The following is a 23,812-nucleotide window of genomic DNA, read 5'->3' on the forward strand; positions in this document are numbered from 1 at the left end:
CAAAGCAACTATCGGCTAACCCCACCATATAATGGCTACTGAGTTTGATTAGCTCAGAAAAAGGTTTGTTTAAACCGTTTGTGATGCGGCGAATATAAAATGTATTCGCGGTATGTAAGATAGAGCAAAATTAACGATTTCATCTATTTTTAGCTAACGCTTAATAAAGCTTAAAAATAATAGATTTATCCCGTTGAACTAAATCAATGTGGCAAACGTCAAAAACTAGATGAAATCACTGCACTTATGATGTAAAAAAGGTGCAAAAATTGATATAAGCCTTACTTAGGCAAATCAGTGTAACGTCTTATTAAATACAGAATTAGAACATCGAATAAGGATTTAGACCAATGAGCAATATCCCAGCTGAACTTAAATATGCTTCTTCTCACGAGTGGATCCGTAAAGAAGAAGACGGTAGCTACACAGTCGGTATCAGTGAGCACGCTCAAGAGCTTTTGGGTGACATGGTGTTCGTTGAGTTACCAGAAGTTGGCGACGACGTTAGCGCTGGTGAAGACTGCGCAGTAGCAGAGTCTGTTAAAGCGGCATCAGACATCTACGCACCACTATCAGGCGAAGTTGTTGCAGTAAACGAAGCACTGGAAGATTCTCCAGAGCTAGTAAACAGCGACGCATTCGGTGATGGTTGGTTCTTCCGCGTAATGCCAACAGACCTAGCTGAACTAGACAACTTGCTTGATGCCGAAGGTTATCAAGCAGTTATCGACGAAGAATAAGCGTCGATGATAAACAAAGCCCCAACTCATCGCTGAGTGGGGCTTTGTTCGTTTTATGGCTTATACCCTTGTAAATAGTCAGGGCAATAACGCCAAATGGCAGAGTTCAACAAGCTAAATGCTGCCAAACAACAATCGAATTCTAAACTAAAGAGACCGGTAGCTCCTCCCCCCTACAGGTAGGATACTGGCAAATAGGAACTAGGTTACCCATGACCACTGAAACCCTTACGCAACTAGAGCAGCACGAATTATTTATTCGTCGTCACATCGGCCCAGGTGCTGAGCATCAGCAAGAGATGCTTAATTTTGTTGGTGCTGAGTCATTAGATGACTTAACCGCGCAAATCGTGCCAGGTGCTATTTTACTTAACCGTGATCTTTTAGTCGGCGACTCATGTGGCGAAGCTGAAGGTCTAGCCTATATCCGTAAAATTGCTGATAAAAACCAAGTATTCAAAAGCTACATTGGTATGGGTTACCACGGCACTGAAGTACCAAGCGTCATTCAGCGTAACGTATTAGAAAATCCAGGTTGGTACACAGCGTACACTCCTTACCAGCCAGAGATTGCTCAAGGTCGCCTAGAAGCGATTTTGAACTTTCAGCAGCTGTCGATGGATCTAACCGGTCTAGACTTAGCATCTGCATCACTACTCGATGAAGCAACCGCAGCTGCTGAAGCAATGGCGCTATCTAAGCGTGTTTCTAAAGCTAAAAAAGCTAACATCTACTTTGTGGCTGATGATGTATTCCCACAAACTATCGACGTGATTAAAACCCGCGCTGAGTGTTTTGGTTTTGAAGTTATCGTAGGTCCTGCTGAGGATGCGGTTAACTACGAGCTATTTGGTGCCTTGTTCCAGTACACTAACGTACACGGTGAAATCGTTGATCACAGCGAACTATTTGCCAAGCTGCACGAGAAAAAAGCATTAGTTTCAGTCGCTGCTGACATCATGTCGCTAGTGGTACTGAAGTCGCCTGGCTCAATGGGCGCAGACGTAGTATTTGGTAACTCACAGCGCTTTGGTGTACCAATGGGCTTTGGTGGTCCACACGCTGCTTTCTTCGTGACTCGCGACGCACATAAGCGTTCACTACCGGGTCGTATTATCGGTGTATCACAAGATACTCGCGGTAACCGAGCACTGCGTATGGCTATGCAAACTCGTGAACAACATATCCGCCGTGAAAAAGCCAACTCAAACATTTGTACTGCGCAGGTACTGCTTGCCAACATGGCATCGTTCTACGCGGTATACCATGGCCCACAAGGTCTTAAAACCATTGCTGAGCGCATTCACCGCTTAACGGATATCGTCGCTGCTGGTTTGACTGCAAAAGGCGTTGAGCTAGTTAACAGCACTTGGTTCGATACCCTATCAATTAAAGGCTTAGATGTTGCCGTTGTTAAAGCGCGCGCGGTTGCAGCCGGTCTAAACCTACGTATCGATAGCGATGGCATTGTCGGTTTGAGCTTAGCTGAAACCACGACTCGCAGCGATGTTGCTGAGCTATTTGAGGTGATCCTTGGCGCTGACCATGGTTTAGATGTTGCTGCACTTGATGGCGATATTATTGCTAACGGCAGCCAGTCAATTCCATCTGAGCTACTACGTACTGATGCAATCTTGACGCACCCAACTTTTAATCGCTACCACAGCGAAACTGAGATGATGCGTTACATCAAGCGTTTAGAAAGCAAAGATTTAGCCCTAAATCACTCAATGATCTCACTTGGCTCATGTACCATGAAGCTAAACGCGGCAACCGAGATGGCGCCAATCACATGGCCTGAGTTTGGTAACATGCACCCGTTCTGCCCAACAGAGCAAGCGCAAGGTTACACTCAGTTACTTGAAGAGCTATCAGCATGGTTAGTTGATATCACAGGTTACGACGCAGTATCGCTACAGCCAAACTCTGGCGCACAGGGCGAGTACGCAGGTCTACTGGCAATTAAGCAATACCATGAGTCACGTGGCGACGCGCACAGAAACATCTGTCTAATTCCACAATCTGCCCACGGCACTAACCCAGCATCAGCGCAGCTTGCAGGCATGAAAATCGTCGTTACCGCCTGTGATAAAGCCGGCAACATCGATATGGATGACCTAAAGGCGAAAGCGGCTGAAGTGGCTGATAATCTATCTTGCATCATGGTGACTTACCCATCGACTCACGGTGTGTATGAAGAAGGCATTGGTGAGATCTGTGAAGTTATTCACCAGCACGGTGGTCAGGTTTACCTAGATGGCGCCAACATGAACGCACAGGTTGGCCTAACATCACCAGGTTTTATCGGCGCAGACGTGTCGCACCTTAACCTACACAAAACCTTTGCTATTCCACATGGCGGCGGTGGACCAGGTATGGGCCCAATCGGTGTTAAAAAGCACCTAGCGCCATTCCTATCTGGTCACAGTGTTATTAAGCACGGCTTAGAGTCAGACAACAACGGCGCGGTATCAGCAGCACCATTTGGTAGCGCAGGTATTCTGCCAATCACTTGGATGTACATTAAGCTGCTAGGTAAAAAAGGCCTACGTCAGTCAACACAAGTAGCGCTACTAAACGCTAACTACGTGATGAAGAAGCTTTCTGCTCATTATCCAGTGCTTTACTCTGGCCGTAATGACCGTGTAGCGCACGAGTGCATCATCGACTTACGCCCGCTTAAAGAAGCCTCTGGTGTGACTGAAATGGATATTGCTAAGCGTCTAAACGACTACGGTTTCCACGCGCCAACCATGAGCTTCCCAGTTGCTGGTACGCTAATGATTGAGCCAACAGAATCAGAGTCTAAGGTTGAGCTAGACAGATTCATCGAGGCAATGGTGTCTATCCGCGGCGAAATCGCTAAGGTAGAAGCAGGTGAGTGGCCAGTGGATAACAACCCACTGCACAACGCACCGCACACACTAGCTGACATTATGGATCCTGCATTTGATGAGCGTCCATATAGCCGTGAAGAAGCTGTGTTCCCAACAGCAGCGGTTAAGGCGAATAAGTTCTGGCCAACGGTTAACCGTATTGATGATGTGTTTGGTGACCGCAACTTGATGTGTTCATGCGCACCTGTCAGCGACTACGAGTAATTGCTGCTTGGGCTTGCTACTGCGGCGTTGAACCTCGGCTCCAGTCCTCATCGACTGGAGTCAACTCCGGGCTAGAGCCTTCGGTTCGCCTTGCATTAGCATCGCCAGCGACGCAATTATGGAAATTGTGAGTTTAGTGGTTTCTGGTAGTTAAAGAATTGAAAAAGCGACCTTGTGGTCGCTTTTTTTGTTTTTAAGAGCATGACTTTAAAGTAAAAGTAAAATAATTTGATTTTTATCACCCTGAGGAGGTTTGAAAACCCCTATTGTAAGGAACACAATTACAAAGGAGTAAGAAATGGATTTTATTTCATGGCGGAAGCGTGAACTGCACAAGGAAAAGTTTTTCATTGAAGATGGGATTCTTAACAAAGACCTTTGGGAAAAAGCACCTGTCAAAGTGCTGTTTCTGATGAAAGAGGCTTATGAAAGTTCAACTGAAACTGAACAAGAATGGGCGCTAAATGAATATCTAGCTTCTAAAACGTTAAAAGAGCTAGGTAAGCCGATGTGGTGGTCTGTAGCGCACTGGCTTGATGGTCTAAATAAGCTTATCGCTACTGGTGAAGTTCAGTCATTTGATGAAGGTTACAAATCAGATCTCAAGGTCGAAGAGGCCTTTCAAAGCTGCGCTATTATCAATATCAAAAAGAGTGCAGGTCAAAGCTCATCTGCGGCAGATGATCTATCGAAATATGTTGATAGTGATTGGGAGTTATTACTTGAACAAATCAAAGCTATTAACCCAGATTTGATCATTTGCGGTGCGACCTACCCACTTGTAGCGCCTAAGTTAGGTAACCCCAAAAAGTCTGCCGAATGGTTGTATCAAGCAGAAGGTTATTACTTTGTCGACTTTTGGCATCCATCAAATCAATGGCCGTATAAAGTGAAATATTACTCGTTGCTTTCAGCGCTGAAGCAGTCGAAAGAGTTGTGGCAGCCACTTCGAGTCCTATAGATTAAGCTCTATACCGACAGCGATGCAATTATTTGGAACGCACCCTTTGTGGTGCGTTTTTTTATTGGGATTTTTAGGGTCTACGAAAGCCAACCATTGACACCATAGTTAATGGCACTAGGCAAAGAGGAGGTACAACAAAGCCTAGTAGAGGATGTGCTAAAGCATAAAAGATATGACTGACCTGTCTTTTGTTTCTGGTCTCTCTTTTATGTGAGATTAGCAATGAACAATGGGTGGCTTCGTTTTAACTTCTATATAGACTCAAAAGGATAGGCAGATTACAAATAATTGGGTCAAACCTCCAACCTACTTTTTCAGCAGCACTGCCTATAAAAAGCCAGAAGAATAGATTTACAATTATTGTTTTATACTTATAATTGCTTTTAAATTAATCGCTTAGTTCATATTCTTGGTATGATTAATCATATTTTTTATTAGATTTTTTACGCTTTTTAGAACATATCCAATATTATTATAAGGCTGATAAATGCGAGAAGAGCATGTTAGTTTATTGAGTGGCTTATATGCAGCGTTAGATCACGTCCAGTCTTTTGTTTATATCAAAAATCGTAAGTTCGAATATGTATACGCAAACATACATACGCTTAAACTTTTTGGGTGTACTGCTGAAGAGCTTTATTTAGCTACTGACACTAAATTCTTCCCCTCGGACGTAGTAAATGAACTTCGAGCTGTGGATTTAAAAGTGTTATCGGGTGAGTCAACTGAAGAAGAAGTTGTAGTTGATGCAGGAACTTCTAAAAGACGAATCTATCTCAATGTAAAAGCCCCAATTTATTCAGATACTAATCCAAATGAAGTTATCGGAATTTTAGGGATATCGACGGATATCACTACTCAAAAGTTATTGGAAGAAAAAGCGTTGAAGCTGGCTAAGACAGATGTGCTGACAGGGTTAGCTAATAGGTTAGAGCTTGATACTAGGCTTAGTCATGAAATTGAAAGATGTAGACGTTCTCAATATCCGCTAAGCATTATTTTGGTTGACCTCGATCATTTTAAAAAAGTGAATGACAACTATGGTCACCTTTTGGGAGATAAATGTTTAATTCAAGCCTCTGAAATATTGACCAATAATACTCGTGTACTGGACACTGTAGGACGCTGGGGAGGCGAAGAGTTTTTAATTTTGTGCCCTGAAACTAATTTAGATAACGCAATAGATTTGGCTGAAGCATGTCGAGCAATTATTGAACAACATCGTTTTGCTGAAGGGCCACACGTTACGGTCAGCCTTGGTGTTACCACAATGATAGAAGGTGATAGCCTTGAGGCGTTAATTAACCGAGCAGATCAAGCTCTATATAATGCCAAGACGCTCGGCAGAAATAGGGTTGAAGTTTTGCAGGGTGAGTAAAACCTATAATAGCCGGCATTTTGCTTTTTTCTTTATTCGCCCCGCCCTATAAGTGCACTCATTAGCTGGAACTCTTTATTCACGGGTTCCTACAACCAATCATAGACACCCATCGTTAATGCATGTTTGTAGACCTCTTACTAAGCTTTAGTTATTGCAGAAGTAGGAGGTTGTTATGCCCCGTCCTAGAAGTACACTCATTAGCTTGGAAGACACGCCTTATTACCACTGTTGTAGCCGTGTGGTTCGGCGTGCTTTCTTATGTGGTGATGATAAATATACTGGTAAGAATTATGACCACCGCCGAGGTTGGGTTGAGGCGCAAATACTCAAGTTAACAGAGGTATTTGCGATAGACGTAGCTGCGTATGCAGTGATGAGCAACCATTTGCATGTAGTGCTTTATATCGACCTTGATAAGGTGAATGGTTGGTCAGATAGGGAAGTGGTTGAGCAATGGCATAAGCTGTTTAATGGTACTGATTTAACACAGAAGTTTGCTAAAGGTGAAGTGATAGACGAGTGTATGGTTGCATTACTCAAGCAGCTAATAGCGACTTATCGTTCGCGCTTGTGTGATATTAGCTGGTTTATGCGTTGTTTAAATGAACCTATCGCACGACAAGCTAATTATGAAGATAACTGTACAGGCCATTTTTGGGAGGGGCGGTTTAAGAGCCAAGCATTACTTGATGAAGCCGCTGTACTTGCTTGTATGGCGTACGTTGAACTCAACCCAATTCGTGCCAAGATGGCTAAAACACCTGAAAAGTCAGATTACACCAGTTTGCAATTAAGGGTAAATGCGGCACTGAAAGGAAAGCAGCCTGCTAAATTGCTCCCTTTCATTGGCAATGAAAGAAAGTACCAGCCAAAAGGGATTAACTTTTCACTGAAAGATTATTTAATGCTTGTAGATGAAACCGGTCGTGTTATACGTGATGATAAGCGCGGTGCTATCTCTCCTGAAGCAGATAACATTCTGAATAGGCTTAACATTCCAATGGATAATTGGATTAAAATTACATCTGAATTTGGTAAGTTATTCCATTGTCCAGTGGGTTCACTACAGGAGTTAACTCACTATTGTGAGCATTTAGAAAAGCGACGACGGCACTTTGCCAGTAGTTGTCAGTACCTCTCTGGGAGCTAAGCTATTCAAACATTTCTCCTTACTCATAGAATGACACTATGGGTTGTTTTGCTTTGCCTATAACTCGTCAATTTTCAATTGAATCCCTGCTTTTTTGTCGTTTTTACTTCCTAAACTTCCCCTAGCAAGATGCAAGACGTTTGATTATCGATGCTTAGCCGAAAATCATAGTCATAGACCAGTAGGTTGTTGATTAATAATGGGTGGCTTTGTCCTTTTTGCTTTTTTGCTGTTTTTACTTCCTAACTACCTTTAACAATAAACAAGGTATCTGATTATCTATGTTTAGCTTAAAATCGTAGGTGTTAACGTTAATTTTTATGTTGTTGATTATTATTGTGTTTTTCTAGTGGCTCTGTTTTTTTTCATTTTAATCCTCCCCCTACTTTTTCTTTTAATAAAAACTAATTAGGATGATTTTGTGAAACTTTCTTGTGAGTACCTATACTCAATCATAGAAATTTAAGCAAAATCTGAAATCTAATAATTATTACACCTTGGTAATAATTATTTACCTAAATAGGGGATTATCACTGTTAATTTAGTTAATATAATTGTCGGCATCTGCAGAGGGGAGTCACAGTGCTTCCCATGCCAAATCTTATAGAGCTTATTTAATTTAAAGGAAGTGAATAATGACTGCACAACCAATTACTTGTAAAGCAATGGTAGCCTGGGCTGCTGGTCAGCCGCTGAAAGAAGAAACTGTTACTGTTGCACCACCAAAAGCCGGTGAAGTACGTATAAAAGTGATGGCAACGGGTGTTTGCCACACAGACGCTTTCACTTTGTCTGGTGATGATCCAGAAGGGATCTTTCCTTCAATTTTAGGTCACGAAGGTGGCGGTATTGTTGAGTCTATCGGCGAAGGGGTGACTAGCGTTCAGGTCGGTGATCACGTGATCCCGCTATATACGCCAGAGTGTGGTGAGTGCAAATTCTGTAAGTCAGGTAAAACTAACCTGTGTCAGAAAATCCGTGAAACTCAAGGTAAAGGTCTGATGCCAGACGGTACAACCCGCTTTACTGTTAATGGTCAGCAAATTTTCCACTATATGGGCTGTTCAACTTTCAGTGAATATACGGTGCTGCCAGAGATCTCGCTTGCAAAGATCAACAAAGAAGCACCACTTGAAGAAGTATGCCTACTGGGCTGTGGTGTAACTACAGGTATGGGCGCGGTGACCAATACTGCTGATGTTAAAAAAGGCGATACCGTTGCTGTATTTGGTTTAGGTGGCATCGGTTTGTCTGCGATTATCGGTGCGCAGATGGCGGGTGCTGGTCGAATCATTGCGATTGATATCAACCCTGACAAATACGATCTAGCTCGTAAATTAGGTGCTACTGATTGTGTTAACCCTAAAGACTACGATAAGCCAATCCAAGACGTGATCGTAGAGATGACAGACGGTGGTGTAGACTTCTCATTTGAATGTGTTGGTAACGTACATCTTATGCGCAGCGCTCTAGAGTGTTGTCACAAAGGTTGGGGTGAGTCAGTAATCATTGGTGTTGCTGGTGCAGGTCAAGAGATCTCTACTCGTCCATTCCAGTTGGTTACCGGTCGAGTATGGAAAGGTTCTGCATTTGGTGGCGTTAAAGGTCGTTCTGAATTACCTGAATATGTAGAGCGCTACATGAATGGTGAGTTTAAATTGGATGACTTTATTACCCATACCATGAGCTTGCAGGAAGTGAATGAAGCCTTCGATCTTATGCATGAAGGTAAGTCAATCCGTACCGTTCTTCATATGAACCGCTAAGTAAGCATTAAAAGGTGTTGCTCAGCAGTTGTAGCTGAGTGGCCAAGGCAATTTGCTTGAGACGTTTTTTATCGCTTAAGCAAATTGCATAAGCTGGAGCTTGCAGGTTCGAGTTCCAGCTTAGTTTTTCTGGGAGTTATTATGTCAATGTTAAGTCATCTTTCTAGCAACAAAAGCTTTGGCGGCTGGCATAAGCAATATCAGCACCGCAGCGATGTACTGAACTGTAATATGCGCTTTGCTATTTATCTGCCACCACAGGCTGAAACTCAAAAAGTGCCGGTGCTGTATTGGTTATCGGGCCTGACTTGCACTGACGAAAACTTTATGCAGAAAGCGGGGGCTCAGAGTATTGCTGCTGAATTAGGTATCGCTATCGTTGCACCGGACACAAGCCCGCGTGGAGACGAGGTTGCCAATGATGAAGCTTACGATTTGGGTCAAGGGGCTGGTTTTTATGTTAATGCGACTCAAGCACCATGGGATAAGCACTTCCATATGTATGATTATGTGGTAAATGAATTGCCAGCATTGATAGAAGCAGAATTTCCCGTTACCGATGTGCGTGCCATCAGTGGTCATTCCATGGGGGGGCATGGGGCGTTAATGATTGCGCTGCGTAACCCTGAACGTTATCGCTCAGTATCAGCATTTAGTCCAATTGTTAACCCAAGCCAAGTGCCGTGGGGCCAAAAAGCGTTTAGTGCTTACTTAGGTGGCGATAAAACAGCATGGCAACAATATGATAGTTGCGCGCTAATGGCTACGTCTGCTGGTTCAGTGCAACTACCTGCGTTAGTTGACCAAGGTCTGTCAGATGACTTTTTGCCTGAACAGTTACAACCGCAAGCATTGTTGAATGCTGCTGAGGCTTCTGGTTATCCGCTGACGCTGAATCAGCACCTAGGTTACGATCATAGCTACTACTTTATTGCTAGCTATATTGAAGCGCATTTACGCTTCCACGCTAAGTGGTTGTGATCTCACTTTAGCTAATATCGCAGTCGGCCTTATGAAAACCCCAGCCGTATCAAACTAAAATTTAGCGCACAACGTAATTATTACACAAAGGAACTATTGCACACCGCAATATGGACGTTGGCGGCCTGTTGCTTGTTAGCGGCTTTTTGCGGCTACAAAAAATAGCCAATTTTAGCTTAGATAAATGACTGCAACCCCACCATTACTTAGCCACTAAGTCATCTTAGAGGCGATTAAACAATACAAGTGAAAGCTTTTAAGCGTGTTAGCAATAGGTGATTAAACTCAATCATACAAGCAAATAGCGCTGCTTTTAAATTGGAGCAAAATTATGAAAAAGATAGTCGTCGTCGGCGGTGGTGCTGGCGGTATGGAGCTAATAACCAAACTGGGTAAAACGCTTGGAAAAAAGGGTAAAGCTGAAATCACATTAGTGGATATTGCTAACCATCATATTTGGAAACCACTTTTACATGAACTCGCTACAGGTAGTTTAGATGAAGGGACTAACGCTGTTGATTATCAAGTACATGGCGCGAATAAAGGCTACCTTTATCAGCGTGGTGCACTAACCGGTATCGATCGCGAAAATCGACAAATTATTCTAGCACCACTTTATAGTGCTGATGGTCGCCTGATTTTAGATGAGCGTCGTCTAGACTACGACTATCTGGTCATTGGGATTGGTGCAATTAGCAATGACTTCGGTATTCCTGGAGTGAAAGAGCATGCCTTTACGCTAGATCTGACCGAGCAAGCGATGATCCTACGTGAACGTATTCAAGATCAATTTATGCAGCACGCCAGTGGTCAGCGCCAAGGTAAGATGAAAGTGGCTATTGTTGGCGCGGGTGCAACGGGTGTTGAGATGGCGGCAGAGCTGCATCATATGACTCAGACCTTACGTACTTACGGATACAAGTTAGAACAAGACTTATTAGATTTAACGATAGTCGAAGCATCAGACTCTGTAATGCCTGCGCTACCTAAGTCAGATCTTCGCCAATCGGTACACGATAAATTGCTAGAGCTGGGCGTTAAAGTCAGCACAAGCACTATGGTGACCGAAGTGACCAAACAAGGTTTAACCACTAAAGATGGCCAGTTAATTGAGGCTGATTTAATTGTTTGGGCTGCAGGTGTTAAAGCGCCAGAAGTGTTAGCGACACTCGGCTTAGAAGTTAATCGTGCTAACCAATTGATGGCTGCAGATACTGGGCGTACTTTGTCGGATGAACGGATCTTTACTTTTGGTGATTGCGCAAGTATTCCCCAAGAAGACGGTAGTTTTTTACCACCGAGAGGCCAAACAGCTAGACAGGTTGCATTGATGATAGGCACTAACCTGACTCGATTGTTGAAAGATCCGAATGCTAAGTTGGATCGTTACGTTTACAAAGATTTAGGTAGTTTTGTTAACCTAGCGCACTTCAATACTGTTGGTAATATGTTCTCGTTTTTCCACGGTGGTTTACAGGTAGTGGGCTGCCCTGCGCGTTTTGTTTACGCGTCGCTTTACCGTAGACACATTATATCGCTACACGGTCCGCTTAAAGGATCAATGATTTTAATGATCCACGGCTTGAACCGCTTACTTCGCCCACAACTGAAGCTGTGGTAATAACAAAAACATGCTTGCCTTCTACTTCAGGTGTTGCTGAAGTAGGAGGTAACTTTTCTCTATTAGTTCCTCCATTAAAGTAAGCCCATAATCTCAACGCTGTTAATTTAACCAATAACTCTAGCCTTGTAATAGCTATATGCTTGGCATGGTTGAGTTTTTATTGTTTTGCTGTTTTAAAAATTGCTTGAGCAAAATTTCAAATTCTTTTCTATTTAAGTCTTTAGATAATCTGTGTAGCGAGCCGCTATCTGCTGTCGTGTAGTGAATTTTTATGACGTGATCTTTCCAGTTTGCTTGGGTGGATAACTGGTATTTCTGTGATAGAAAAGCCAACAAGTCTGCGGTTTCTTTTATACGCTGTTGCTGTCCTGGGATTTTACTGATAGTACGAAACAAACTGGTTATATAGGTTGTATCTTCAGCTGTATAGCTAATAGGGTTATTTGGATGACTGCTTATTAATAGATTTTCAGCATTGTCATTGTCATTGTGAAACTGAAAATGTCCTTATTTCTTTAGTTAAACATCCTGTTTGAAATACAAGCTAGCACTATTGTATTTTTTCGTAAATACAACACGCGTTCAAGATTCACATAAAGCGATATGGTTGGTTAATTATGGAGCTACACTGCTAAGCTTAGCTTTCTTGTTTTCTTAATGGTCATTAATATTGTTGCAGGTATATGTGTTTAATATCTATTCGGCAGGGTTTTCTGTGCAATTGAGAAAATTATTTTGTATAGAGATATAATTACAATAACAGTTAAAAGTGGCTTTTTTGCTATTTTTTAGTGGTTTACAATCTTAGCTGACTACGACAAAAAAAGATAAGTGAGGGTAAGGTTTCCCCTCACAGCAAGTCAAATGACTACCATATTAATTTGTTTCCAAAATATAAGTACCAATTACTTATGGTTAAATTTAAATCGGCAGGGTTACCGTATTTATCAATTAGTCGTATTGTTATAGAGTTTGCTAATTGCGTTTTCTTTGATAAGGGCCAAACATTTTTAGGAAACTCTTTTCCGTACATGGCAGCAAGTTTGAGTATTGGCTTAACTTTTGCTGAGCTTTTGGTATTCAATCTGAAGTTTGTTATATTGCCTACATAATCTGGACGTCTAAAGCTCTTGGCTTCGTCTTTAAGGGCTTCAACATAGAAGAGACGATCTCCTTTTGATACTCGTAGCGCAGCTACATTTGGCATTGAGTAAACATCTGCAGCAGAATCTGGTTTTCTGATATTTATTCTTTTTGGGTTTGCTAATGTGAACTTATTTGAGTTGTTTGATGTTAATTCGTAATATCTCAAGTATAGTTTTTTACCTAATTTATCTTTTGCTTCTTTATTTTTTTGAGTTAAAGAAAAATCTGCCGCCTGATACTTAGTAGGTATGAGCGTTTGGATTGTCACCGCGTTATCTTTCTTATCTCTACTATCGCATGTATCACGAGTTATCTCACTCAGCGTGGTTTTATTAATAACCGTTAGCTCTACACAGACATCTATCTTATCGGGATGACCTGTATTATTAGTCACATAAAATATCCTGACAGGGTTGGTTCTTTTAGGGGGATTTTTGCCTTTTCTGATTTTACCTCCAATATTACTTATAAAGTGAGGAAGTCTGTTGAATTCATGTTCAACATCCCACCCATCACGTGGCAGTATATTATGTGTATATCTTTCTTTTATTAAAAATTGAGGGTTAATAAAGTTGGGCCCTAATTTATACTCAATCGCTAATGGGGATTGCATGAGGCCATTTGCATAAATCTTATTTTTATCAGTTAAAGGTGTTCTATGGCTTGTTATCTTAAGGATAGGTATGGCGTCTGTGGGGGCGGCGTATTTATTCGCGGCTAAAGCTGCTTTACCAGTTAAGCTTGATAAAAGTACACTTATTAACATTAAAGTATATATTTTTTTGTTTAAATAAATGTTTTTATTGAAAGTATTCATATTGCTGTCTTCCATAATCATTAAAATTAGGTGTTGGATTCTGTTAATCAATTGAATAAAGCAAGTTTATTCAGCTTATATGTATGAGCCTCATGTTTTAGTTGTTAGGGGAGTTTCAGACTAGCCCCTGCTTTGCTTATGTTGAAGAGCAGCTTATTTTTTGAGTTATTGTATTTTTGCCTATGTAGTTTCTGGTTTACTCTGGGCTTATGTTTGGTCTTATTGATTGTTTTCGATTTAAGCAACGTTTTTAACATCGATAGGATTTATAATCGCAGACAGTAGAGTAAAAAAGGCTTAGAAATGAAACTTCCTCTTGTACCTTATGGACAACGGCATAACGTCATTTTGTTAGATCCAGCAGATCCCAAAAGCATTGCTGCGGCGTTGAGTGAATACCGCCAGTTACTTGATTGTAATGATGTGCTTTTCGGAGATTGTTATCCCTATCTAGATGTTGAATTCAAAGTGCTGCAAGCGGGCAATATTTGCCGCTTGCAAGTCAGTGATGCGCCATTACTAAATGAGCAAACCTTTGCTGGCATGTATACCGACACGCACGATGAACAGCTCAATACGGTATTGGATTACGCTAGCTGGCAGCAAGAGTATATTGAAGACGGTGACGAGATTTTTATCTCAGAAATCATTCTGTTTGCTTTGGCGCTTGGTTTTCCTCAATTAGAGGCTGATGTTGTCGCTACAGCTGAGTCAATGATTGCCTTTGCTCGTAGACTCAACGATAGCGGCAATATGTGGCGTGACAGTGAAACAATATTTGGTATTGACGCCTTGTTTTTACTGGCGTGGCATAAGCCTAAGTACAGTTACTTATTGTCGCGCTTTATGATTCCTGAGTGGGACATTCAAGTATTACAGTTTTATCTGTGCTTTTTACATGCTTTGTTGGCGCGAGAGGGCTGGTCGGCAGATTTAGTTAAAGCCTATGTTTATTGCGATAACCCAGCTGCTCGATTAGGTTTTTACTGCGGTTACGATAGTTGTTTAGACGAGCCTATATTGCCAAGTCTTGGTGAGTATCTGCAGCAGCACCCTGAACAATATCAATCTTTTGTTGCGCAAGTTAAAAGCCGTTTCTCAGAGCAAGCTATGCTGATAGATGCAGACTGCGAGCAAGGTTTTAACGCTGTCTTATCGCTGTTTCAAACCTTAGTTTTTCCGAATACTGACCAGTGGGATGAACAAGAGGCCGGCTTAGTCATGCCAATTGTAGATGCGACACCATTCATGGGGAGCAGTTTGGGCGAGCAAGCTGCGCAGTTAAAAAGTGAGCTGCCGACAGCCGCTTTAACCTTAACTTATAGTCGCAGTTCGCGCTCAGCTTTTAGAAGAGAATGCCTCGAAAAAGGGCAAGCACGTCAGCTACGGTTGGGTGAGCCTCGCGTTAGCCCGGGTTTTGCCAGTGTCCAAGAAGAACAAGATTTCTACGATGATTTATAAAAGCAGATAAGCTTTATGCTGCTGGTTATTAGAGATGGTCAGTTTTGTCGTGTATGAGCTGAATTTGTTTGCGCTTAACGTATGTAAATTTCTGCTATAAACATATTAATTAATTGTTTGCTAATGTTGTTTGGTGGTAGGTTATTGACGCTGCATTATGGGCTCACTTTTATTGTGAGTAGCAATTGTCACAAATCTTAGGAATGGATATGAATAAGCCTGCACAACTTTTACTCGACCGTCTTGCTATTACTGGCTCTGCATTATGTGCACTACACTGTATCGCTACGCCATTATTATTGGTGTTATTTCCTTCGTTGCTGGCTCTGCCTGTTGGTGATCATTTCTATCATATGCTGATGGTGTGGCTGGTGATCCCAACTAGCTCGATTGCGGTGTTAATGGGCTGTTCAAACCATAAAGACACTAAGGTGTTAGCATTGGCTGTTGTTGGTATTGTGGGGCTGAGCGTTAGCGCTATTTATGGTCATGACTTTTTGGGTGAAGTCGGTGAGAAAGTGGCAACACTGGCAGCAAGTTTATTTCTAGTCGCTGCACATTGGCGTAATTATTCACTTTGCCGCAGTGACTCTTGTGAGAAGGCTAAAAGCGAGTAACACCACCGATAAAAAAAGCCAGTCTGCTTATGCAAACTGGCTTTAATTTTAACGATGAAAATTGAGCTTATTGTGGTGTTAAACCAAGTTGCTCTAGTACCAACTTAAAGTTTTCACGACGCTCTTTAACGTTGTGCACTTCACCCGTTGAACAGGTTAGGGCTGGGCAACCGCGGTTAACAATACCTGACACATCATCAATAAATTCAGTGCCTTTCATACCACCTTCAACATACTTTTTCAGTTCGTTGTGGTAGTTCCAGTTACCGTATTGGCCGCTTTCATCTGGGTAAGCCTGTACTGAGGTGACCCAGTAGAACAGACCTGCAATCCACTTGATTTCACGGTTCTCTTCAGAGCTACAAATTAACCCTGGGTTTGAACAGAAATCTAGCTCGGCATAGAGTGGATTTGCTGGTGGTGCTTCCACTGTTACACCATCAATGGTTTGGCCAATGGTGGCTGGGTCTACGTGTGAACGACCTAAGTAGTGGTTAAGGGTACCGAAGTTTTGGCGACCTGTGGTTTGAATTACACCACGGCCCCACCAACCACAACCTTCAACACTTTCTTGGCTGCTGCCGTCCCAAATAAACTTACCGGCTTTTTGGTCAACGTAAACCTTACATTCGTCACGTTCCCACACTTGCTTTGAGGTATCTACTGCGCTCGGGACATCATTACAATGGCCATTGTTAGTCCAGCGACCAACACTGCCGTTAACCAGTAAACCGCGCTCTTCCAGTACCGCATCAGGTGCAGCGAATACTGGCGCAGGAGCACCGTACCACTTAGCATGGGTTAACGCGCTGACTTCCATCTTGTTATCACGTGGACAAGAGTAAGCATGATCTAAACCTGAATCTGGGTTAACACCGTAGTCAGCATATTTTTGCCCTAGCTGACCACAACTTGCCGACATTGGGTAGTCGGCTGGTGCGCCATATTTGATTTCTGACCAGTTGTTTTCGTCACAGGCATTGTAGCGAATGGTTTCTTGCATACTTTGTGCTAAGAAAGCGGCAATAGCGACTTTGGCATATTTGATGTTGGTTGCATCATCTGCATTTTCATCAAGTAGCCAGAACTTATTACCCGCAACACCTATGTTATGCATGGCATTTAGGCCATCCATAAAGTCAGCCCATTTATAAACCGTTGACGGGATCCATTGTGATTGTGGCGTTTCGTACAAGAATGCGCTGTTGTTCATCGCATCTTCAGCATCGGCTAATTCACGGTTTAAAGCTTCAATCACTGTTAGATTGCCGCTTTCAGTTGTTTCACCCACATAGTACAGCGGCATTTTTGCAGCTTGGTATTGCTCAATTTTATTGCTTAACTGCTCAGAGTCTTGGTCAAACAAAATGGCAAATACGTTGCTGAATGCTGCCTTACGTAGTTGCGGTTTACTTGTGTGGTCACCCATAAAGTAATTTGCAGCTTGCGTTGTAGGGATCTGGTTTAGCATTGCAGGGGTATCGACAAAATCAGTAACTTGCTTAACGTACTCTAATGCGTTGTGCCATTGCTCGCTTGATAGCGCCTGAGTAGCTGCCGATTTGGTGAAAGCAACAAAGTCCGCCTTGTTGGCTGCATCAGCTTTGTATAGCTCAAGTTTGTTGAGTAGATCAGCGGTAAATACCGATGCTTCATCCCACACTGATTGGCGACCTGAGTGAGTATCGAAAGCAAAATCACCAATGGTTAATGACCAACCGTAAGTCGCTTGTGGGGCAAGCGTAGCAATAATTAGCTGATGCGCTTGCGCCCAGCCTTTTAGATCGTTGCTCAGTGCGTTGATCTCATCAAGGTCAATACGGTTGCCGGTGATATCCATCGCCTTAATTAGTGCATCTTTAACTGCAATTGCACTGGTTGCTAGCGCGTTATCTTGAGTCGCTTTATCAAGCAGGTCGCTGCTGATAATGATTGATGCAGCCTCAACTTGTGCTGCTTGCTCCATGATCGATACAAAGCCGGCAGTTAGCTTGTTTACATCTGTAATATCAGCGCTGTTGCTGGTTTCAATACGCAAGCTTATTGGGGCTGCTGTTGAAGGGCTCGCTACCACTAAGGTATTTGGCCAACCTGCCACTTCAAGGCGTACCGGATCCATTGGATTAGGTAGCGAAAGTAGCGGTGCAGTGCCCGGCTCGGTACCATCACAGTTTAAGTGCAGCGCCCATGAAGCGTCGCTTCCTGGAACGGTTTGGGTCCAGTAAACTGCAGAGTAGGCGATATTGTTGTGCACCATAATGTCGCCGCCAGTGGCATGGTCGCCACGAGTCCAGTCTGGGTAAACATTAAAATCGGCACACAGTCCACCCGGTGGGGTCACTGGCGGGTCGATAATCTCTTCTTCAATCTGGATTGTCACATTGCTTGTGGCAGAAAGGCCTTCAGCATCAGTCGCAATCGCTTTTAGCGTGACACCACCTAACTGCGTTGGTTGCCAATCACAGCTAAATACTTGGCTTTGAGCCGCATCAAATGAGCAGATCTGTTTATTATTGGCTTTAATCACCAGTGTAGCTAAGTCGTCATCAACGTCGGTGGTATTAACCGAAATAGCAACGCTTTCGGTGTCATAAAAGCTTGCACCATGACTAGGGCTGATGAATTTTACCTCTGGCGCGGTGAACTCTTGTTCCGCTTCAACTGTGATATTTACACTCACCGTTGAAGAAAGCCCTTCTGCATCGCTAGCAATGGCTTTTAGGTTAACACTGCCTGCTTGAGTTGGCTGCCAGTTACAGGCATAAGTCGTTGCATAGGTTGCATTAAACGAACAGATCTGCGCGTTGTTAGCTTTAATGACCAGTTTAGTTAAGTCGTCATCAACGTCGGTGGCATTAACTGAAATAGCAACCGTGTCTGTTTCATCAAAGATTGCGCCATTGTTAGGGGCAATGAATCTCACAGCTGGTGCAGTAAAGTCTTCTTCTGTCTCATCTTTTACGGTTACAGCAACAGATTGTTGTTCGATTTTTTGGTTGTTTTTATCGAATACAAATACCTTAACCGTCGCGCTACCCGCTGCAGTCGGTATCCAGTTCTGTGAGTACAAGGTTTGGTTTGAACTAACTGCTTTTTGCGCTAGCTTTTGGTTGTTTACCCAAAACTCAACTTTGGCAGCTAGCTTACCAACTACCTTGGCTTGGATCGTAGTTGCAGTATCAAGAGTTAGCACTTGGCCTGCCACAGGTGCCAGAATGGATAGCTCGATTGGATCTGGCTCACCTGGTTCGCTTGAACATTCAGTTAGCGTCCAAAACCATGAATCAGCGCTTGGTGTTTCCCATACGCCAGGATTGTTCTTGGCAATAAAGCACTGGTTGGCGTAAGAGACGATATCACCATTGTTAACCTTGGTCTGCCCTGGAATGAAAGCGATGATTTCACCCGGTTCTGGCTCAGGATCGGGCTCTGGTTCAGGTGCTGGATCACCCGAGCACTCGCTCGCGTCCCAAAACCATGAGCCTGCTTTTGGCGATTCCCAAACACCCGGGTTGTTTTTGGCAATAAAGCATTCGCCATTAAAAGCAACCATATCGCCATTTTGAACTTTTGTTTCTCCCGGAACAAAAGTAATGATATTCGATGTTAGTGTTGTGTCGGCGGCATACAAGTAGCCACTGAACATAACACTGGTCAATGCGACAGTTATTTTATTTATTTTTATCAAGGATTAGTTCTTCTTTTATTCACTTATCGGAGTCGATAGGTGGATTAATTATTCAAGATGAGAGTTATAGCTTGCTGCTAATTGGTAGCTCGGTATAACAACTCAATTTGTGATAGATAAAAAATGCGTTACCTATAGCGCTAAAGACATCATTAAACACGCTGGATAAATAGCCATATGAATAGCTAATATAGGAAACACATTCACGGCGAAGATATCAGCTAGAGGCCTGCAATACACTCAGTTTTTAATGCCTTAAAGCTCGATAGAATAAATAAGAACCAAACTAGTTTGATTATGTTAAGTTATTGACTTAGGTCGGAATTTTGACTTTGTATTGCCGGCTTGAATTCACTGTTTGTGCTGAGGCTAGAGATGTGTGTTGACTCGTGGTTGTATGCAAGGAAGATGTTTATAAATAGCGTATATTAGCAATAAAAGTTTTATTAACTGTCGGTTTTAAAGTGGTTTTTAAAACGCTAATTTAATAAATCGTTAAGTGTTTAAACAAATGAATGGGCATCTTAATACTTCATAAGATATAAGATGCCCATAAGTGTGAGCTTTAGTTTATAGAGTAATGCTTGGCAAGATAATCGAGGTGCGCTTGCACAACTAAGGCTTTGGGGCGTAAAGCCTGAATACGTGATTTAATCTCTGGCCAAGGTTGTCCGAGTTCTAACATGATAATAGCTGCTACTAGGCCTGTGCGGCCAGAGCCCCCGCGACAATGAATCGCAACGGTATTTTTGTCTGCTATCAGCGACAAAATTTGCTTTTTAGCATTGGTAAAAGCCACATCGAAATCAGCTGCTGGTGCGCAGTCATCTTCAATCGGCAGTGCAAACCAAGCTAGCTCTTGGATTTGGATTTCACTACCCAAGGTAGGTACATTTAACTTAATCATCTCCTCTGCGGTAACCGTCGAAATCACAGCCGAAGCACCGGCTTGTTTTAAGCTTGTAACAGCCTCTGTAAGGCTCGCATCTTTAGTGCCCGGACATGGAGTGAAAATTAACTTGGCACCGTTATCCAATGTGAAAAAATCATAGGGATGAGACATAAAACTTCCTTACATCGTTATTAAGTTTGTCGCAATTTATGTTACTCAGTGTAAGTTGCTATAAGCGTAAATAGCAAACGTCAAAATCAATCGGTTTAGGGGTAAAGTGTTGCATGAAAAGTAGCCACATAAAGTAAAGGGTTTTAGATAAGTATTGATTTCTACCATGACGCCACATTAATGTGACATCACTTTGAATATAATCCATATTTTTGCGAGCTCATGATGAAAGAAGTCAATATTACTTGGAAACCGGGTGCAGAGTTTCATGAAGCAACAACCGATCTCAATGCTTGGCATGATTTTAAAGCCTACGGCAACATAGGCTTTCTCACTCAAGAGGATTTAAGCCTTACAGACAGCTTAGGCCAATGGTTTTTCGACAACCAAAAGCGCATTTATGCCATCGTTTGCGATTATGTTCAGCAGCACTACCAAGAATTGCTTGAAGAGTCTGAATTTTTGGATGTGTTTGACGAAGAGGAGTCTTATCCCACTCCAGTTGGTGAAGTGACTGAAGCCGATATGCGCGCAGGTGATATTTTTAAGCTAATGCAAGTGTCTGGTTTTGTGTTGCTTAACCCTGAAAAGAATACCCTTGGTATTATGTTTGAGTGTGCTTGGGATGAAGAGCACGGCTTTGGCTTGGTCATCCAAGGCGATGAAGTTATTAAACAAGAAGGCGCAACCGTCGCCTATTGTGAATGGTTGTAAAACTTCACTTAGGTTAGCACAATTAACGGCAGTTCAAGGATTGGTATGTTAAAAGAGTGGTTTTGGCTGTGCAAAAAAATAAAGTCAGATCAGCTGTTTGCTGAGTATCAGCCGGCATTGCAGCGCTTGCTTGATACTGGGCAAGATCCGCATGAGCTAGATGCTAATGGGCGCACTGCATTAGGGTATATTTTTGCTAAGCCGTTTCCAAGTAAGGCAGCTGTGGCATGGCTGTTAAATTTGCCGCAGTTTACGGTGAATAAAGAAGCTTACCTTTACCCTTATGATATCGATTTACCAGCAGGGTGTTTTCAGCTCACTAAAGCCAACAATATGATGGACAAATTAGATGAGCTAATGCCGTCAGTTTGGTGTGATACGAGTGAACTTGCTGCAAAACAACGTTTAGCAGAGCCTTATTTAATGCTATTGGCAAAACTTGAAGCCGCAGAACTCACTAATCCATTCCAATCGAATTGCCAATATTATCAGCAGGCATTTGCCGACAAACAACAAGAGCTACAACAGCTTGCTTTGTTAGAAGCGCAGTTTAATGAGCTAAATGTTGGTTTTCATATGCTCGCGGCAGAGTATGACAATCCGTTTCAAAGTCGAATAACAGGTGCGCCTTGGTTACCAAGCGCTACGCCTGACATTGACAGCGCTAACTTAAAACAACTTGAGCTTATTCAGTCAGATCCTAGCTTGAAGTTTGTTTGCCAAATCAACTTTTCAGAGTTGAATAATACCGAGCCTGATTTACTTAATCATCGCTTACCAACAGCAGGCTTGTTACAGGTTTATATGCCGCAGCCTGAAGATGGCGAAGAGCCGCAAGGACAGTGCCAAGCGATATACTGGAGCGACGCTGAATTACAAGCTCTTGATTGGCAAGAAGCGACTGATAAAGTGATGATAGGTGATATGTTTGCCCCATCAAACTTTGGTATTGAATGTCGTAAAGCGGGAGCTTATCCATTATGTTGGCGGCCATATAAACAGCTGCCTGATGATCCTGAGCAAATAGCGTTAGCGCTAGAGAATATCGGGACTGTAATTGATCCTGAGCTTTATACCGATTGTGATTATGATAGTGGCTTAATGCCACAGGTATCGGAGCGGACTCAGCTTGTGTTTAACCAAGATGGCTCCTGTATTGAACAACCCTACTTACCTGCGGAGCATATTGCCATTTTAAGTTATCTTTATTGCGATTATGGTAGCTGTATCTTCAGTATTCCAAGTAAGGCACTGCATGGAGATAATAGTGACTGGCAGCAACTGAGGTATATTTTTTGCCAAGATTAACTTCTACTTTATTGTGGTGAGTGTTCAACTTTATATGGTTATAGATAACCAAGGATAAGCATCCCATGCAGCAATTTCCAATGACAATTAGCGCAGCGGGTAACTTTTCAGACTCTTTGAAGCCGTTACTTGCTGAGCTTGAAATGTGGCTCAACTTTCAGGCATTAAAAGCTGATTGGTACAGCAACGAAGCACATGTTTTGCAATTTAACTTTAGCTTAGTCCGCAGTTTAACTGATGCCATGGCTCAGCAAACTAGAGAGACGGATAGCTCAAGTTGGGTTGTTGCTGGTGGTTATGCCTATCTGTTTGAACCAAAAAACTTGCACACCAAAGCCTATATTGCAGTTGAAGATTTACTTAAAAGTGGCACAGGTATAGAACGGGAAATTAAAACTAGGTTGCTTGCCGTGGCTAACGCTGTGGCCGCTGAGCATGACCTATTGAGATTATCGCTGTAAATCGAGATCTAAGCTAAACAGAGTGAAAGGCAGCAAATATGCTGCCTTTTTTATACCTTATTTACTTTTAAGAAGTTTAGTTCGGGAATAACTCGCTTTGTCTAACCAGTGTAATGCGTAGTGTTTAAATGTTGGACTTAGAGGGGCTCAAATACTTTATGAACTCGTTAGATAAAGCATGTTTTTGCTAGAGGTATATTTGGAATGTCACCGGGATAAAAATATGATTTAAATTTCTGCTTAAATTAATTTCTGTTCATCTAACTGACAGCTTACATTGGCTATTATTGCCACAATAAGTTTGAATTTAGATCAGGCACGCAGCTTTTAGCTAAACTTAACTTTGAAGCTTACTGTCTGCACAGAGAGGAAAATTAATGAAACGTCATTTATTACTGTTAAGTGTATTGTTCGCGCCAATGAGTGTATTTGCCAATATTATTGTTGATAAGACGGGTGTAGACGAGAAAGACTATGTATATGATTTGCACCAATGTACTGAGTTATCAACACAAGTACAAAAACAGCAAACTGAAGGCAGTGCCATAGGCAGTGCAGCAAAAGGCGCGGCAATTGGCTCGGCAGGTAAGGCGATAGCTGGGGGATCTGGTACTGATGGTGCCAAACAAGGCGCAGCAATTGGTTTAGGTGTAGGCGTACTGTCTAAAGGTCGAGAGAGACGCAATAATCAAGCGGCTTATACGAATGAACAAAATATGGTGATCAAGAACTGCATGATTAATCGTGGTTATGTGGTACTTAATTGATTTAGCCTTTTCTTAGCAGGATAGAAAAAAGCTCAGACTAGTACAGCTAGTCTGAGCATGTAT

17 protein-coding genes are annotated in these 23,812 nt (G+C 42.4%); 14 read left to right on the forward strand and 3 right to left on the reverse strand.

The genetic code is table 11. From position 1 onward, the window contains the following. The first annotated feature begins 350 nt into the window (after window positions 1-350). From gcvH to L2740_RS04640, 8 genes are all read left to right on the forward strand, one after another. Entirely contained in the window at window positions 351-740 is a 390-nt protein-coding gene (gene gcvH / locus L2740_RS04605) for a glycine cleavage system protein GcvH (protein ID WP_220767468.1), read from the forward strand. A 212-nt stretch (window positions 741-952) separates the two neighbouring features. Beyond that, complete coding sequence (gene gcvP / locus L2740_RS04610) at window positions 953-3,841, forward strand: aminomethyl-transferring glycine dehydrogenase (RefSeq protein ID WP_248948945.1); 2,889 nt, start codon at window positions 953-955, stop codon at window positions 3,839-3,841. 298 nt (window positions 3,842-4,139) lie between these two features. Then, complete coding sequence (locus L2740_RS04615; protein ID WP_248948946.1) at window positions 4,140-4,802, forward strand: hypothetical protein; 663 nt, start codon at window positions 4,140-4,142, stop codon at window positions 4,800-4,802. Between the two features lie 490 nt (window positions 4,803-5,292). Next, entirely contained in the window at window positions 5,293-6,183 is an 891-nt protein-coding gene (locus L2740_RS04620; RefSeq protein WP_248948947.1) for a GGDEF domain-containing protein, read from the forward strand. A 175-nt stretch (window positions 6,184-6,358) separates the two neighbouring features. Next, on the forward strand, window positions 6,359-7,336 hold the full coding sequence (locus L2740_RS04625; RefSeq protein WP_248948948.1) for a transposase: 978 nt from the start codon (window positions 6,359-6,361) through the stop codon (window positions 7,334-7,336). A gap of 635 nt (window positions 7,337-7,971) precedes the next feature. Next, entirely contained in the window at window positions 7,972-9,102 is a 1,131-nt protein-coding gene (locus L2740_RS04630; RefSeq protein ID WP_248948949.1) for an S-(hydroxymethyl)glutathione dehydrogenase/class III alcohol dehydrogenase, read from the forward strand. A gap of 141 nt (window positions 9,103-9,243) precedes the next feature. Continuing rightward, on the forward strand, window positions 9,244-10,083 hold the full coding sequence (gene fghA / locus L2740_RS04635; protein WP_275974003.1) for an S-formylglutathione hydrolase: 840 nt from the start codon (window positions 9,244-9,246) through the stop codon (window positions 10,081-10,083). 331 nt (window positions 10,084-10,414) lie between these two features. Beyond that, window positions 10,415-11,704 (forward strand): NAD(P)/FAD-dependent oxidoreductase, encoded by a 1,290-nt coding sequence (locus L2740_RS04640; protein WP_248948950.1) that lies wholly within the window; start codon window positions 10,415-10,417, stop codon window positions 11,702-11,704. Window positions 11,705-12,575: 871 nt separating this feature from the next. Here the strand turns inward: L2740_RS04640 and L2740_RS04645 are convergent. Continuing rightward, window positions 12,576-13,670: a hypothetical protein gene (locus tag L2740_RS04645; protein ID WP_248948951.1), complete on the reverse strand. Its 1,095-nt coding sequence runs from the start codon at window positions 13,668-13,670 to the stop codon at window positions 12,576-12,578. Window positions 13,671-13,973: 303 nt separating this feature from the next. On the opposite strand from L2740_RS04645, the gene L2740_RS04650 reads away from it, so the two are divergent. Both L2740_RS04650 and L2740_RS04655 read left to right on the forward strand, forming a co-directional pair. Continuing rightward, the gene (locus L2740_RS04650; RefSeq protein ID WP_248948952.1) at window positions 13,974-15,131 is read left to right on the forward strand and encodes a hypothetical protein; all 1,158 of its coding nucleotides are present in this window, start codon (window positions 13,974-13,976) and stop codon (window positions 15,129-15,131) included. Between the two features lie 209 nt (window positions 15,132-15,340). Beyond that, the gene (locus tag L2740_RS04655; protein WP_162618061.1) at window positions 15,341-15,748 is read left to right on the forward strand and encodes a MerC domain-containing protein; all 408 of its coding nucleotides are present in this window, start codon (window positions 15,341-15,343) and stop codon (window positions 15,746-15,748) included. 67 nt (window positions 15,749-15,815) lie between these two features. Here the strand turns inward: L2740_RS04655 and L2740_RS04660 are convergent, their stop codons facing one another. Together L2740_RS04660 and L2740_RS04665 are read right to left on the reverse strand one after the other, a co-directional pair. Further along, a complete protein-coding gene (locus tag L2740_RS04660; RefSeq protein ID WP_248948953.1) occupies window positions 15,816-19,436 on the reverse strand; it encodes an Ig-like domain-containing protein in 3,621 nt (1,206 codons plus the stop codon). Between the two features lie 565 nt (window positions 19,437-20,001). After that, window positions 20,002-20,499 carry a phosphatase domain-containing protein gene (locus L2740_RS04665; RefSeq protein ID WP_248948954.1) on the reverse strand — a complete coding sequence of 166 codons (498 nt, stop codon included), beginning with the start codon at window positions 20,497-20,499 and terminating at the stop codon, window positions 20,002-20,004. A 222-nt stretch (window positions 20,500-20,721) separates the two neighbouring features. Between L2740_RS04665 and L2740_RS04670 the strand changes: the two genes are divergently transcribed. The 4 genes from L2740_RS04670 to L2740_RS04685 all read left to right on the forward strand — a co-directional run bounded on the left by L2740_RS04670 (window position 20,722) and on the right by L2740_RS04685 (window position 23,749). Beyond that, a complete protein-coding gene (locus tag L2740_RS04670; protein WP_248948955.1) occupies window positions 20,722-21,213 on the forward strand; it encodes a DUF6985 domain-containing protein in 492 nt (163 codons plus the stop codon). A 45-nt stretch (window positions 21,214-21,258) separates the two neighbouring features. Further along, entirely contained in the window at window positions 21,259-22,521 is a 1,263-nt protein-coding gene (locus L2740_RS04675; RefSeq protein ID WP_248948956.1) for a DUF1963 domain-containing protein, read from the forward strand. 65 nt (window positions 22,522-22,586) lie between these two features. Beyond that, a complete protein-coding gene (locus L2740_RS04680) occupies window positions 22,587-22,982 on the forward strand; it encodes a hypothetical protein (RefSeq protein ID WP_248948957.1) in 396 nt (131 codons plus the stop codon). A gap of 377 nt (window positions 22,983-23,359) precedes the next feature. After that, on the forward strand, window positions 23,360-23,749 hold the full coding sequence (locus tag L2740_RS04685) for a glycine zipper family protein (protein ID WP_248948958.1): 390 nt from the start codon (window positions 23,360-23,362) through the stop codon (window positions 23,747-23,749). The last annotated feature ends 63 nt before the right edge of the window (window positions 23,750-23,812 follow it).

Origin of the sequence: Shewanella pneumatophori, assembly GCF_023283895.1 — a bacterium.
GTDB classification, from domain to species: domain Bacteria; phylum Pseudomonadota; class Gammaproteobacteria; order Enterobacterales; family Shewanellaceae; genus Shewanella; species Shewanella pneumatophori.